Origin of the sequence: Nocardia spumae (assembly GCF_020733635.1) — a bacterium.
GTDB classification, from domain to species: domain Bacteria; phylum Actinomycetota; class Actinomycetes; order Mycobacteriales; family Mycobacteriaceae; genus Nocardia; species Nocardia spumae.
In genome coordinates, this window is sequence record NZ_JAJFZL010000001.1 from 1,295,006 (window position 1) to 1,310,935 (window position 15,930).

Here is a 15,930-nt window from a genome sequence, read left to right on the forward strand (position 1 = left end):
ACGGAGGTGAGAGCGCGATGCCGAATTCGATCTTGTGGATCGCTCTGGTCGTGCTCTGGGTCTGCGTGCTGTTCCCCATGCTCGCCGACCGGCATCCGCGCATCCGCCGTACGACGGATGCCGCCCTGGCGACCCGGGTGCTGCATCGAGGCGGAACGAGACGACGTGCGAAGAAAGGGCCGGCCACCGGACATGAGACCGATCCGGATTGGGTGCCTGCCCCTCGGCAGAAAAGGCTTTCTCACGGCGATGATGCGGAGGATCGGATGACGAATACGGCCGACGAGCCCGTCACCGAGGATGAGCAGAACGCAGACGGCCGCGCCGATTCGGCGATGTCGAAGGCCGATCGCCGCGCCGGCGATCTCGGCGCCCCCGATGTCCGTGCCGGTGCGGACGACGCCGGCGTAGCCGGATTCACCGACGACGGTCTCGTGGACACGGAGACGGACACGGACGCCGACGGCGCCGACACCGGCGCCGACGACATGGGCGAGGCCGAACCCGAAGCGGCCGAACTCGATTCCGGCGCCGACGACCAGGTTTCCGACGAACCGGAGTCGGACGAGGAACCCTCCCACGCCTCCATGGCCCGTATTCCCCCCGCGCCGTCCGCGGCGGTTCCCGCGCGTCTGGACGAACCGGACGATGACTCCGACTTCGACTACGAGGACGAACCGGAGTCCGTGGCACGCGATTTCGTGCCGTCGCGACGCGGTCGGGGTGGGTTCGATCCGGAGGCCGATGCCATCGCGCGGGCGGCGCGCTACCGGTTCCGGCAGCGCATGGCGCTCGGATTGATCGCGAGCACACTGCTTTTCGGCATCTTCGCGGTGCTGATGAACGCGGTCCTGTGGTGGGGCTGCGCGCTCTCGCTGGTGGCGTTCGGGGCCTATCTGGCCTATCTGCGGCGACAGGTCCGGTTCGAGGAGGATATCCGGCGACGGCGCGCGGCGCGGTTGTCCGGAGCGCGGCAGCGCCCAGCCGAGAAGTCCGAACCGGTTGCCCCGGAGGATGTTCGAACCGAACGCCGACCGGGTATGGACAGGGATGCCGCTCGTGCGCTGCGGCGGCGTGCGGTGGTCCTCGACGTCGACGACGAGGACCCGCTGTTCGACCATCTGGAGCATTTCGACGCGGCCGCGGCCCGGGCTACCCGGCATCGCGCCGCGGGCGGTGAAATCCGCCGCGCCGCAGGCGAATAGGGACCGCACGGCGGCCGCCGCATCGTAGCCAGGAGCTGCGCGCGGCGGCCGCCGCGGTGTTTCGGGCCCGTTTTCATCGCCGATCTCGGCAACCCGACCGACCGGTAGCCAATCGCTGGCTATCGATGCGGCGGGGTGGGCGCGGTGGGCTGGCAGCCGGAATGTGAAACGCGAGTGTCCACTCAGTGGGAACGCCTCGCGGACGGCTAATTCATAGGTAACCTTTTCGCTCTGTGATCTAGCCGTTACGAGTGGCCGGAGAGCTATTTCGGGAGTAAGCTCCGTAACCGTGCAGAATCGCTGTCCACACGATCGAGGGATTTAATCCTTCCGGTACGGATGCGTAGTCACGGGTATTGACGCGCCGCAGCGGAGGAACGCTGTGCGTGGGGTAGCTGGGCGGTTGGAAGGGCTGATCGATGTGAATGGACGCACGCTGCTGTCGATTTCCGCCGTCCTGTTGCCGTAACAGATCGAGAAATCGCGATGAATAATTCGACCGTCATCGACGAGATCGATATCGATCCGGCCGAACGGGTAACCGCACTCGATCTGTATCGCCGCTGGGAATTGCAGCAATGGCAGGCGCAGAGCCTGGAATACGAGCGCGACGGAGACGGCTGGCTCGGGCTGCCCGCCTTCGCGCGGCTGCCGCTGCTGGCCACCCTGGCGCGCTTCCTGGTGGGCGAGACGACGGTGACCGAGACGTTGGCGCCGCTGGCCTATGCCGCGCCCGACGTCGACTACAAGATGTATCTGGCCACCCAGCTGGCCGACGAGGCCCGTCATACCGTCTTCTTCCGGCACTATCTGGCTTTCCTGTCCGAGACCCTCGGCAATGAGGAGTTGTCACAGGTCAGTGGGGTTGACAAGGTCGGCGACCTGTTCGAGAACGCACTGCTGGACGCGGTGGAGCGAGTGCGGGCCGATCCCTACGACACGGCCGCCTGGTACGAGGGCGTGGTGGTGTACCACCTGCTGGTGGAGGGCGCGGTGGCGATGACCGGCCTGCACACCCTCCTCGGTACCGTGCGCGCGCTGTCGGGGTTCGACATTCTGCGCACCGGAATCACCAATGTCGCCCGCGACGAGTCGCGGCATATTTCTTTCGGTGTTCTGGCATTGCGCAACGGAGTTCGCGACGGTCATCGCGGGCATATCGTGGATATGATTCGTAAACATATTCCGGCCGCCGCGCGCACGCTGGTGGACCCGGAAACCAGGGATCCCTTTCCTCGATTGGTCCCGGTATTGCGCAAGCGGGCGGAATTACTCGACGAGCAATGGGAATTCGCTGCGAGTTCTCTAACGCGGAGAATGAGTTCCATCGGAATTTCCGAGGATATCATCGCCGATCTTTCGGAGAATTGGCGGCAAGCCTGTTCGGCAGCCGCAGCGGAATACGGTCGTATTCATGGTGAACCCCATCCGATCACATATCTGGATCGGGCGGACGAATAGATATTCGGGAGCATTTCGTGGACGAAAATGAAGTGCGCGACCAGGTGCGTGAGCTGGTCCGTCGGCACGCACCGCAACCTCCGGCGGAATTGGCCACCGACGATGTGCTGGCCGAACGGCTGGGCTACGACTCGCTGGCGTTGATCGAGCTCGCTCTCGGTATCCAGGTGCGGTTCGGGATCGACGCCGGAGGCGACTCCGGCGCGACCGATGCGGTCACCGTCGGCGATATCGAGCAGATGGTGTGCGACGCACTGCGGGCGAAACAACCGTGACCGGTCTGCTGGATTGGCTGGCCTACGACGGGGACGAGCGCGGCTGGACCATCGCCGGTGAGGGCGAATGGCGACACGTCGCTTATCCGCGGCTGGCCGAGCAGGTGCGGCGGGTGGCCGCGGCCTGTCTGGAAGCCGGTGTACGGCCGGGGGCGGTGGTATCCATCCTGGAATCGGCTCCCGACCGATTCATGACGAACTTCTTCGGTGTGCTGGCCGCTGGTGCGACGCCGAACCCGCTGGCGCCGCCGCTGCCGTTGCAGAACGAGTCGGCGTATCGGCAGCAACTGTCGGCCCTGCTGGCCGCGGCGGCGCCGTCGGCCGTCATCGTGGCCGAAGAGCTCGCCGCGGTGGTCCATCCGGTCATCGAATCGATGGGCGGGGTAACGCTGATCGGACACTCGGAGGCGGCGCCGGCGCTCACCGAACTTCCGGGTTGTACGCCCGATCGGATCGGGCTGCTCCAATTCACCTCGGGCAGTAGTGGATCGCCGAAAGCGGTGCGGGTCTCGGTGGCCAATCTGGAAGCCAATTGCGCGGCCATCGACCGGTGGCTGGAGTTTCGGCCGACCGACCGGATCGCGACCTGGCTGCCGCCGTATCACGATATGGGGCTGATCGGCTGCATCATCACGCCGACCATCCTGAATTTGGACATTCAGGCGATGACACCGCTCGATTTCATTCGGGACCCGCTGTCGTGGTTGGCGTGTTTCGGCCGCGACGGCGCGACGATCACCGCGACACCGAACTTCGCACTCGGATATCTGCTGCGGAAGATGACCGACGAGGCCTTGGCCGGAATGGATTTCGAACCCTGGCGGGTCATGATCGTCGGCGCCGAACGTATCGATCCGGCGATTCTGCGGAACTTCGCGGAGCGACTGATCCCCTACGGATTCGATTCGCGCACACCGTGTCCGGCCTACGGACTGGCCGAGGGCACCTTGGCGGTATCGGGGCTGCGTCCGGCCGAACCGGTGCGGGTGACCGCGGTGACCCCGGACTCCGGTGCGGTCGACGGACCGTACGACCTGATGTCGGCGCCGCTCGACGACGGGCGCCGCTGGCTGGTGGGCTGCGGTGCACCGCTGGACGGGGTGACCGCGCGACTGGACGATCGCGACGAATACGCCGGTGCGCCCGGCGAATTGATCGTCGGTGGTCTCAGTGTCGCTCAGGACTATCAGTCGGCCGAGGGCACCCGGGATCTGGCACGGGCCGAGGACGGCGCCCTGGCGACCGGTGACGCCGGTCTGCTGGTGGACGGGCAGGTGTATCCGATCGGCCGGGTCGGTGATGCGGTGAAGGTGCGCGGCCGCACCGTCTACGCCGAGGATATCGAGGCGGCCGTGGCCGAGGCCTTCGGTGTGCCCGCCAATCGGGTGGTGGTGCTGGCCGGTAACGCCCTGGGCGCCGCGCGGGTGGCGGTGCTGGTCGAGGATCGGCCGGTGGAACCGGTCCGGCTACGGCAGGTGCTGGCCGGGCAGCTCGGGACGGACACCTCGCTGCGACTGTTCATCGGTGATCGGGGCCTCATCGCGCGGACCACGAGCGGTAAACCGCGCCGGCGGGTGATGTGGAACCAGTTGCTGCAGGGCGACTTCGACGCACTGGAGAGGAGTTGACGATGGCGCCGGTACCGCTGTCGACCGTCGACCACATGTGGACGGCGAATATGGCCGGTCCGCTGCAGTTCGTGGTGGAATTCGATGCCGTACTCGATCCCGACCAGCTCGTCCGCGCCTACGCGGAGACCGCGCGCGAATTCGTCGGCGCGGATGCGGCACTGGTGCGACTCGACGATCGCACACTGGGGATGGATGTGGATGATCCGCAACCGGGAATTCGCGCCACGGTGGCCGAGTCCGAAGCCCCACTGAGCGAATGCCTCGACCCGGTCCAGATCGGCGAGGGCAACGTCCTGGCCCGGGGCCGGGTGGTCACGCGTGGCCATCGCACGGCCGTCGGCCTGTCGATGTCACACGGACTGGCCGACGGCTACGGCATGTTCTTCTTCCTGGCCGCCTGGGCGGCCCGCGCCCGGGGTGCCCGGTTCCTGGCGCCGCGCTGCGATCGCACCGTGCTGACCCGGCCGCAGGCGCGCACCCGCGATCGAGTCGATCCGGAGGCGTTGCGCCGAGCGGGATTCGTGCTCGTGGAGCCGGATGCGGCACTGCCCGAGCTCGAGGTGGGCACCGGACGGCTGGACCTCACCGAATTCGAGGCGCAGGCCGCCGCTTCGCCGCTGTCGACCTCGGATCTGGTGGCGGCGAGCCTGTTTCGCGACTACGCCGCGGCCAGTGCGGCCGAACAGGTGACCCTCGCCTGCCCGGTCGATATCCGCCGCCACGTCCGGGAGCTGGGCCCCACCTATTTCGGCAACGGGTTCATCCAGGTCCTGCTCGATGTCGAGACCGAGCGGGTTCGCCGCGCTTCGGTGCCCGAGATCGCCGCCTGGGTGCGCGACGAGATCGCGACGGCGCCCGCACGTATCGACGACGCGGTCGCCGAACTCGAGGTGTTCCTCGAGGTACACGGGTTGGACGGGCTGGCGCGGGTGTGGGGTTATCCGCCGCGATCGGGATTCCTGGTGAGCGATCTGTCCCGAATCCCGGCCTCCTGGCTGGACTTCGGAGCCGGACCGCCGGCGCGTCTGGTGACGCCGAGTCGCCGGCCGCGGCAGCACGGGTGCTACCTGCTGCCCGATCCGGAGCGGACGCACAGCCTGCACTGGACGTCCACCCTCGAGCACGAACCGGCTCGGCATTCGTAGAGAGAGCGAATCCGCATGGCTGCAGCGATGACCTACAGCATGGCCGTCGGCGATCGCGACGCGGCGCGCCTGGCCCTGCTCGATCAGCACTACAACCCCAGTTCCCGTGCCTTCCTGGAATCCGTTGGACTCACCGCCGGTGCGACGGTCGCCGATATCGGCTGCGGGCACGGCACCATGACCGCGTGGCTGGCCGAGCGGGTCGGCCCCGACGGGCTGGTGTACGCGATCGACTCCTCGGTCGAACAGCTCGATATCGCCCGCCGCATGGTGGGTGAACTGCCCCAGGTGCAGTACATCCACGCCCGCATCGAGGACGCGCCGCTGGAGGTCGGTGCGGTGGACTGGGTGTACAGCCGATTCCTGCTGATGCACGTCGCCGATCCCGCCGCCGCGATCGGCGCGATGGAGCGCATGCTCGACGACGACGGGGCCCTCCTGCTGGAGATGTCGGATGTCGGCGCGCTGCGTTTCGTTCCCGGCCACGACCCGGCCGCTGACCTGTGGCGGCAGTGGTGGTTCGCCCTCGGTCGCGCGCGCGGCGCCGCACACGATATCTGCGACCGCACGCCGCGTCTGCTGACCGACGCCGGATTCATCATCGCGCGCAGTGACCGTTTCCAACCGGTGTCGGCGATGCCGGAGGCGAAGATGTTGCACGCCTTGGGCTTCGAACAGTGCGTGCCGGCCTACTTGGAGATCGCCGGAGCCGATCCGGCCGAAATAGACGCCCACCGTGCCTTCCTGGAGCGCGTCGTCCCCGATACCGAAGTCGCGGTCGAACTGTATTCGACCAGCCAGTATTTCGCCCGCAAGCGTCCGCGGGCTCGAAGATTGTGAGCATCCGCCATCATGAGAATGCCAGCCGCGCAACCGAAGTCGATCATGGGGATCAGCGGTCTGCACAAGAGCGTGCCGTTCAAACAGGCCCGTTTTCCGGGTTTGGAGTGGCGGGACTACCGCATCACCCAGGGTTTCGATTCCGCGGCGGCACTGCTGCACGACGGCGAGCTGATCAGCGCGGTCGCCGAGGAGCGGTTCACCGGAGAGAAGGCGACCGGCGCCTTTCCGGAACAGGCCATCCGATTCGGTCTCGAGCGCGCTGGGATCTCGATCGATTCGCTCGACGTGCTGGCTCACGGTTTCTGCTACGAACCGCTGCGGGCGGAATTCGAGCACAGTGAGCTGGGGCGGGCACGTTTTCGCGAGGTCTTCGCCCGGCAGGTCCTGCTCGACCGACTCTCGGACACCTTCGGCGGTGACTGGGACGACCGGCTGGTCCAGGTACCGCATCATCTCGCGCACGCGGCCAGCACCTTCTATCCGAGTGGATTCGACGAGGCGCTGATTCTGGTGGCCGACGGCATGGGGGAGCAGCACAGCGCGACCGTCGCGGTGGGATCCGACGCCGGTATCGAGCCGATCGCCACTGTCTCGGAGCTGAATTCGCTCGGCATTCTCTACGGTGTCTTCACCTACTATCTGGGCTTCGCATTCGGTCTCGACGAATACAAGATCATGGGACTGGCGCCGTACGGCGATCACCGCAAACATTTCGCGACGGTGATGGATCTGATCCATCTACGTCCGGACGGCACCTTTACGATTCCCATCCTGTACCGCAACGAAACCGATTGGGACCGAGAAACTTATCGCGGCACGCTGAAGGCGCTCGAGGAGCTCTTCGGCCCTGCCCGCGCCCCCGAGGACGAGCTGACCGATCACCATCGCGATATCGCGGCGGCGCTGCAGGCGGCACTCGAGGCGACGCTGCTGCACACACTGCGCCACTTCCGCAAGGAGACCGGTGCGACGAATCTGTGCATGGCGGGCGGGGTCGCGCTCAACTGCACGGCCAACGGTGTGATTCTGCGCAGCCGGCAGTTCAAGCGCATGTTCATCCAGTCCGCGGCCGGTGACGACGGCACCGCACTGGGCGCGGCGCTGTACGTCCATCATCAGCGCGAATCCGCCGGGCCGATAGCGGGTATCGACACCCCGCTCAACGGGCCCGAATTCGGTGCCGACGAGATAGCCGCCGCGCTGGCGACCCGGACCGACTGCACCGCGACTCGGTTCGACGATTTCGGGGCACTCGCCGCCGAACTGGGACGCCGGCTCGCGGCAGGGCAGATCGCGGCGCTGTTCCAGGGCCGGCTGGAGTACGGTCCGCGGGCCCTGGGCAATCGCAGCATCCTCGGTGATCCGCGGCACCCGCGGATGCGCGACATCATCAACGCGAAAGTGAAGAAGCGCGAGGCCTTCCGCCCCTTCGCCCCCGCGGTTCTCGACGAGTTCGCGACGACCTATTTCGATATCAAGGACAGCCAGGTCGACACCTACGCCTGGATGTTGTTCATCACGGCGGTGCGCCCGGAGTTCCGCGCGGACCTGCCGGCCGTCACCCATGTCGACGGGTCGGCCCGGGTGCAGACGGTATCGCGCGAGCGAAACGAGCGATTCTGGACCGTGATCGACGCGTTCCGGCGGGAGACCGGCACGCCGATCCTGCTGAACACCTCGTTCAACGTGAAGGGCCAGCCGATCGTGTGCACTCCCGCCGAGGCGCTCGAGACGTTCGTGACCGCCGGGCTGGATGTGCTGGCGATCGGCAATTATCTGGTCGAACCGGCACACGCCGGATAAGTGGATCGAGTGACTGTGCAAGCGGACCATCTTCCGGGGGACCCGGCGGACTTCGAACCCGGCGTCATCGCCATCGCGTCCGATCGCCCGCGGCCACCGGTGCAACGTTTCCTGCGTGACCGGGACGAGTACCGCCTCACCGCGCCGAGCCGGGGCCCGGCGGCGCTGGCGGCGCTGATCGCGTTGATCCATCGCCGCGGTGAACACACCGACATCACTCTCGGTGTGGTCGCGCCAGACGGTGATTCGCCCGTGGTGCACTGCCTGCGCACGACGGTGCGGCCGGATATGACGGCCGGTGAACTGGCGTCGATCGCGGAGACCGCCCGGGCGCGGATCCTCGCCGACAAGGCGCCGGACGACATCGACGAGCTCATCGGGAAACTCTGCGCCACACCGGTATTCGATCGTCATCCGTTGTTCACGGTCGCCTGTTTCGAACAGGGCGCCGCCGCCGATCGGCGGATCGATCCGGCCGCCGCGGAAGCGGCGTTCGACGCGGTGGTCGGCTGTGATCTGGTCTTCGTCGACGATCGCGATGCCGGCACCCTGCGCTGTGAGTACGACGCCGAACTCTTCGAACCGGCCACGGTGCGGCGGTTGCTGTCGCAGTGGGCGGCGCTGATCGAATCGGTCACCACCGATCCGGACGCCGCCCTCGACGCGCTGGCCATGTTGCCCGAGGCCGAGCGTGAGGTCACCGACCGGTCCGCCGGCCCCCGGGTGGAACGACCCGCGACCACGCTGCACGCATTGATCGCGGAACGTGCCGCGGCGCAACCGGATCACACCGCGGTGATCTCCGAGACGGCGACGCTGACCTATGCCGAGCTGGACGATCGAGCCGCGCGGGTGGCGGGCTACCTCACCACACTCGGTATCCGACCGCGGAGCATCGTCGCCCTGTGCGTGCGCCGATCCGCCCGGGTGCCGGTGCTCGCGCTCGGGATCATGAAAGCCGGGGCCGCCTACCTGCCGCTGGATCCCGCCGATCCGGATCCGCGGTTGGCGACGATCCTCGCCGACTCCGGAGCGTCGGTGGTGTTGTGCGACAACGCCGAAATCTCCGCCCGGCTGGCGGATCAGGACGGAATCACCGCGATCGACCTGGACGCGGTGTGGGCCGATATCGAACAGACAGCACCCGCGCCGCAGCGGGCCGGGGCGCCGACCGACCTGGCCTACGTTCTCTACACCTCCGGCTCGACCGGTCGCCCCAAGGGGGTGCTGATCGAGCACGCGGCGATCTGTAATCGACTGCTGCACGACGAGATTCGCATCGACGTCGCGGACCGTGTGCTGCAGAAGACCCCGCTGACCTTCGACGTCTCGATATGGGACCTGTTCTATCCGCTCGTGCACGGTGCGCAGTCGGTCCTGGCCGGCCCCGATGGTCATCGCGATTCGCGCTATCTGGTGGATACCGTGCGCGCGCAGTCGATCACCGTCGTCCACTTCGTGCCCTCGATGCTGCGGACGTGGCTGGCCGAACCCGGCGTGCGGGCGTGTACCTCGCTGCGATACGTCACCACCAGCGGTGAGGCGCTACCCGAGGACGTGGCCGCCGAATTCCATCGCCTGCTGCCGGATACGGCGCTGTACAACTACTATGGCCCGACCGAGGCGGCCGTCGACGTCACCTGCGAACGGGTGCGGCCGAACCTGCCGGTCACCATCGGACGGCCGATCGAGAACGTTCGCACCCTGGTGCTGGACGCCGCGGGACAGCTTGTCCCCGTGGGGGTTCCGGGACAGCTGCATCTGGCCGGGGTCTGCCTGGCGCGGGGATATGTCGATCCCGCCGAAGAGGCCGGGCGCTTCGTGGCGGACCGGGGTACCGGAGAGCGGCTGTACGCCACCGGCGATCGGGTGCGCCGGTTGCCCGACGGCCGCCTGGAGTATCTCGGCCGCACCGATCACCAGCTGAAGCTGCGAGGCCTGCGGATCGAGGCGGGCGAGGTGGAGGCGGCACTGCGGACGGCCGACGGCGTCGCCGAAGCCGTGGTCTCGATAGTCGGCGATGATCCGCAACGGCGGGAACTGGTCGGCCACGTCGACGGCCGAGACGGCGCGGTTCCCGACCCGGACCAGGTGCGCGCTCATGTCCGTGCCGTCCTGCCGGCCTATATGGTGCCGTCGAAAATCGTTGTGCTGGAGGAGTTCCCGCGCACGTCCGCGGGAAAGATCGATCGCGCGCACTTGCCCGCACCCACCGATCCGATGCGTCCGGCCTCGGCGCCCGGCGGCGCCGCTTCCGAACTGTCCGCCGCCATCGCGGCGGTCTGGGCGCGGGTTCTCGATCGCGACACCGTGCCCGATACCGCGAATTTCTTCGATCTGGGCGGCAATTCGCTGCTCGTCGCGCGAGTCCATCTCGCGTTGGAGCAGACCCTGGGCATCGCGATCGCCCGGACCGATCTGTTCCGATATCCGACCGTCGCGACACTGACCGCGGCACTGGCCGGATCGGCGGCGGTCCGCGACGCCGGTGACGACACGGAAGCCGTCGACCGCGATGGACCTTTCGCGGTGATCGGGATGGCGGCGCGGGTGCCGGGTGCGGCCGATCTGGACGAGTTCTGGCAGGTCATCGCCGACGCTCGCACCACGATGACCGAACTCGACGACGAACAGTTGCGCGCCGCCGGTGAATCCGCGGATCGGACCGCCGCGGCGAACTATGTCAGGACCGCGGCGCTCCTCGACGACATCGCCGGATTCGATGCCGACTACTTCGGGTTCACCGCCCGCGAGGCGCAGGTCACCGATCCGCAGCACCGATTGCTGCTCGAATGTGCCGTAGAGGCGCTCGAGCACGCGGGTTACGGTGGCGCACCGCAACGTCCGCGCACCGGGGTCTTCGTGGGTGGTCTGCCCAGTAGCTATTTCCACCGCTACTTCGCCGATGACTTCACCCGGCTGCCCTCGACCCAGCACTATCAGATCAAGGTGGGCAACGAACCCGACTTCCTGCCCACCTCGATCGCCTACCGGCTGGATCTGCGTGGTCCGGCGGTCACGGTGCAGAGCGCGTGCTCGACCTCACTGGTCGCGGTCCATCTGGCCTGCCAGTCCATCGCACGGGGTGAATGCGAGATCGCCCTGGCCGGCGGGGTGGCGATACGGATCCCCGATCGGGTCGGCTATCTGCATCAGGAAGGGATGGTCGCCTCCCCGGACGGACACTGCCGGGCCTTCGACGAGCGGGCCGCGGGCACGATCTTCGGCAACGGCGCCGGGCTGGTCGTGGTCAAGCGGCTCGCCGACGCGGTGCGCGACGGCGACCGGATCGTCGCCGTGGTGCGCGGCAGCGCGATCAACAACGACGGGGCCGCCAAGGTCGGTTTCACCGCCCCGGGCGTCGACGGGCAGGTCGAGGTCATTCGGCGTGCGCACCGGGCGGCGGGCGTGGCGCCCGGGGAGATCGGCTACGTCGAGGCGCACGGTACCGCGACCGCGCTCGGTGATCCGATGGAGATCGCCGCGCTCACCGAGGCATTCGGCGGGCCACGCGAAGTGCCGTGCGAGGTCGGCTCGGTGAAGGCCAATATCGGCCACCTCGATACCGCGGCCGGCATCGCCGGATTCATCAAGACGGTCCTGGCGCTGGAACACGCGGTGCTGCCGGGGCTGGCCGACCTGACCCGGCCCAGTACCCGAATCCCGTGGGATGCCACGCCGTTCCGGGTATCGCCGGACTCGAGGCCGTGGCCCTCGGGCCGGCCGCGCATCGCGACGGTGTCGGCGTTCGGGATCGGCGGCACCAACGCGCACGCGGTCCTGGAAGCCGCGCCGGCGCGTGCGACCACACCCGTTCCGGCGGGATGGACGGGACTGTTCCGGCTGTCGGCCCGCACCGAGGACGCCCTGCGCGACCTGGTCCGGCGCTATCTCGACCGGCTCCATGCCGAACCCGGTATCGCGATCGACGATCTCTGCTACACCACCGGTTTCGGGCGCGCCCATCATGCGCATCGGCTGGCGGTGGTGACGGCCTCGGTGCCGGAACTGCGGTCCGCGCTGGCCGCCTATCTGGACGGCGTACCCGCGGCCGCGCTGTTCACCGCACCGGACACAGCGGCGGGACGCGGCGTCTGCCTGGTCCTCGGTGACGCGCCTCCGGATGCCGAGCGATTCCTGGCCGAATACTCCGACGATCCCGTCCTCCGGCACGCGCGGGCCGAGGTCGAGGCGGCGCGGGCGGAACTCGAGCACACCCCGGTATCGGAGGAACTGGTGCGTCAGTACCTCCTGACCCGGGTGTGGCAGGCATGTGGTCTGCGATGGCAGGCGGTGATCGGTTACGGCACCGGCGAATACGCGGCCGCTGTCGCAGCCGGTGCGCTCGACCTGACGACCGCGCTGCGGCGGGCGGCGTCGGGAACGCCGGCCGCCGCGGGACCGGAATCTCGCCCCGGCCTGTGGCTCGCCTCGGCGGCGGGGGAGACGGATACTCCGCTCGATACGTGCGTGACGGCCGCCGTGGCGGCCGGACACTCCCGGCTGCTGGTGCTGAGCCGGCGCGGCGACGACCGCGCCCGGCTGCGGCTGGCCGCCGACCGGCACGGCGCGCGTACCGTCCTCGCGGCCGACGGACCGCACGAATTCGGGCGGGCACTGCTGATCTCGGCCGCGAAACTGTATACCGACGGCCTGGATATCTGTCTCACGCCGTGGGGGCCCTTCGCGTTCGGCCACCGGATTCCTCTGCCCACCTACGCTTTCCAGCGCAAGAGCTACTGGGTGGAACCTCAGCGGGCGCGCCGCCGAGTCGATGCCGGCGACGATTCGGCACTGCTCGGCCGCCCGGTCGAACTGCCGCTGTCGGACGAGATCCGCTACGAACGCGAGTTCGCCTGCGATGCACCGGCCTATGTGAACGACCACCGGCTGTTCGGCACCGCGGTGGTACCCGGCGCCTCGCATATCGCCATGGTGCTGGCGGCGGCCGCCAACCATATCGATGGCCCCTTCGCACTGCGGGACACCCTGTTCCTCAACCCGTTCGCGGTCTCCGACGGCGGCAGCCGGCGGGCGCAGCTGGTGCTGCGGCCCAACGGATCCGGCTGGGATGTCACCCTCTGCGCGGCCGAGGAAACCACCGCCGGGGTCACCGGCGCGGCCTGGCCGTCGCTGTTTCGCACCGCACTGGAAAGTACGGTGGCCGAACCGGATTCGGAGCTCCCCGATACCGGTCGCGAGGAGATTCTCGCGCGCTGCCCGGAGGAACTGTCCGGCCTCGAGTTCTATCGCGATGTGTGGGTGCCGGGCCTGGACACCGGCAACTCCTTCCACTGGATCGACACCATCTGGCGCGGCGACAACGAAGCCCTGTGCCGGACCGTGCGTCCCGCCGGCCTGGCGACCGGGCCGGAGCCGCTGCACCCCGGACTGGTGGAAGCGGCCTTCCAGGTCCTCAACAGCTGCTGGAAGTACGACAACGACGCGTTGCGGGCGCAGGAGCACATCTACGTCCCCTTCAGTATCGACCGCTACTACTGTGACGGCCGCCGGACCGAGGGGCCGCTGTGGATTCACGCGCGGCTGGCCGGTGGCCACGACGCCGGGGACGAGGCGTTCACCGCCCATATCCGGATGTACAGTGCCACCGGCGAATTGGTGGTCGCGGTCGATGGATTCGAATCGCGGCGCATCAGCCGCGACCGGGTGGAGCGGGCGCTGGCACACAAGACCGCCGACATCACCTACGAACAGCACTGGGTGCGCACCGGTGACGACGGGCCGGCGAATGCGGTATCGCTGCTGGTGGTCGACGACGAACCGGATCGGTTGAGCCGGTTCGCCGAGATCCTGCGACAACGGCGTATCGACGCCGTGACCGTCCTGATCGGCCGCACCGAGGTGCCCCAGGGGGCGAACATCACCCGGGCCGTGCCGGCAGCCGCCGAATACGGTTCGTGGCCTGCCGAACTCGCGGCGTCGGCGTATCGGGGATTCGTCGACCTGCGCGGACTGTCGGCCGAAGTGCCCGAGGTGGACACCGGCGAGTACCTCCGCGAGGTCGCCCGGCGATGCGCGGAGGCCGTGCGGCCACTGCCCGGGCTCGCCGCCGGAGGCATCCGGGTGTGGTGGCCGACCCGATGCGCGCAACCGGTCACCGGCGACCGCGACGTCACCGACCCGTCCGCGACCACGCGCTGGGGAATCGCTACCGTGGTGCGCCGGGAGTTTCCCGAGTTACGATGCAGCACGGTCGATCTCGACGATGACGCTGACGAGTCGCTGCGCTCGCTGGTCACCGAGATCCAGCGCTGGTCCCCGGAGCTGCGGATCGCGAATCGGCGCGGACAGCGCCGGGTCGCGCGGCTGCGCCGGGCACAACCCGGCACCGACGTCACCATCCGGTCCGACCGTGCCTATCTGGTCACCGGCGGTCTGCGCGGGATCGGCCCTCGGGTGGCGCGGTCGCTGGCGGAACGAGGCGCGGGACATCTGGTGCTGGTCGGACGCACCGCACCGGACAGCGACGTGGAACAGCTGCTGGCCGATATCCGTGCGCAGGGCTGTTCGGTGACGGTGCGGATCGCCGATATCGCCGCGGACTCGCTGACCCACGTGGTCGCCGAGGCGCCCTGGCCGCTCGGTGGCATCGTGCATGCCGCCGGTGTGCTCGACGACGCGACCCTCGCCGGGCTGAACGCGGACCGGTTCGAGCGCGTGCTCGCACCCAAGGTGGGCGGGCTGCGCACCCTGCGCGAGGTGATCGGCGCGCAGACCGATTTCGTCGTCTTCTTCTCCTCGCTGACCGCGACCGTCGGAGCGGGCGGACAGGCCAATTACGCCGCGGCCAACGCGTATCTGGACGGCTGGGCCTCGATTCTACGGGCACAGGGCGTCACCGCCACCAGCATCGCCTGGGGGCCGTGGGCCGAGATCGGCATGGCCGCCCGGCTCGACGTGGACGAGCGGGAGCGCGCTCGGCTGCGAGGCTATCGGCCGCTGTCACCGGAGCAGGGGTTGCGGCTGCTCGCGGGCAATCTGCACGCCGCCGGTGCGACGGTGGTCGCGGCCGAGGTGGACTGGCCGAAACTCGCCGCTGCCGCCGGTGGTGATCCGTGGTACGGAACACCGGCCGCGGCCACCGCGATGGCCGGACGCTCCGGCGCCGCGCTCCGTGAGCGGGTGCGCGCGGGTGCGCGCACCGACCGGCGCGCCCTCGTGGCCGAGCTCACCGCCGCGGAGGTGAAGGCGGTGCTGGGTCTGGAGCACGCGCACCCGGTCGACCCGGACGAGGGGTTCACCCGGCTGGGGATGGATTCCCTCGCTGTGGTCGAGCTGCGGGCGCGCCTGCAGGACGGGTTCGGGCTCGCGCTGCCCGCGACCTTCGGCTTCGACTATCCGACCATCGATGCCGCGGCCGAATACCTGCTGGCCGCCATCGAATCCGAGGACGACCCGGCATCCGGTCCCGAACCGGCAGCGCCGCCGGAGCCGATCGCGGCGGTCGCGCCCGGCGGGGTGGCGGTACCGGCGCCGTCCGAGGATCCGATCGCCGCCGAACTGGCTCTGCTCGAAGCGGCCTTACACAGCGACGCACAGTGGTGAG

The 15,930-nt window shown here is 68.6% G+C and carries 8 protein-coding genes; all 8 read left to right on the forward strand.

Annotation, left to right across the window (positions count from 1 at the left end):
* Positions 1 to 17 precede the first annotated feature (17 nt).
* Entirely contained in the window at positions 18 to 1,205 is a 1,188-nt protein-coding gene (gene sepX / locus LKD76_RS05000; RefSeq protein WP_227979778.1) for a divisome protein SepX/GlpR, read from the forward strand.
* Between the two features lie 486 nt (positions 1,206 to 1,691).
* A complete protein-coding gene (locus tag LKD76_RS05005; RefSeq protein WP_227979779.1) occupies positions 1,692 to 2,666 on the forward strand; it encodes a ferritin family protein in 975 nt (324 codons plus the stop codon).
* A gap of 17 nt (positions 2,667 to 2,683) precedes the next feature.
* Positions 2,684 to 2,941 (forward strand): acyl carrier protein, encoded by a 258-nt coding sequence (locus tag LKD76_RS05010; RefSeq protein ID WP_227979780.1) that lies wholly within the window; start codon positions 2,684 to 2,686, stop codon positions 2,939 to 2,941.
* Positions 2,911 to 4,569 carry an AMP-binding protein gene (locus LKD76_RS05015; RefSeq protein WP_227979781.1) on the forward strand — a complete coding sequence of 553 codons (1,659 nt, stop codon included), beginning with the start codon at positions 2,911 to 2,913 and terminating at the stop codon, positions 4,567 to 4,569. The genes LKD76_RS05010 and LKD76_RS05015 overlap by 31 nt, the downstream gene beginning before the upstream one ends.
* 2 nt (positions 4,570 to 4,571) lie before the next feature.
* The gene (locus LKD76_RS05020) at positions 4,572 to 5,717 is read left to right on the forward strand and encodes an acyltransferase (RefSeq protein WP_227979782.1); all 1,146 of its coding nucleotides are present in this window, start codon (positions 4,572 to 4,574) and stop codon (positions 5,715 to 5,717) included.
* A 15-nt stretch (positions 5,718 to 5,732) separates the two neighbouring features.
* Positions 5,733 to 6,557, forward strand: a complete 825-nt coding sequence (locus LKD76_RS05025; protein ID WP_227979783.1) for a class I SAM-dependent methyltransferase — start codon at positions 5,733 to 5,735, stop codon at positions 6,555 to 6,557.
* A gap of 12 nt (positions 6,558 to 6,569) precedes the next feature.
* Positions 6,570 to 8,363, forward strand: a complete 1,794-nt coding sequence (locus tag LKD76_RS05030) for a carbamoyltransferase family protein (RefSeq protein WP_227979784.1) — start codon at positions 6,570 to 6,572, stop codon at positions 8,361 to 8,363.
* 9 nt (positions 8,364 to 8,372) lie between these two features.
* Positions 8,373 to 15,929, forward strand: coding sequence for an amino acid adenylation domain-containing protein (locus LKD76_RS05035; protein WP_227979785.1), 7,557 nt, complete (start codon positions 8,373 to 8,375; stop codon positions 15,927 to 15,929).
* The last annotated feature ends 1 nt before the right edge of the window (position 15,930 follow it).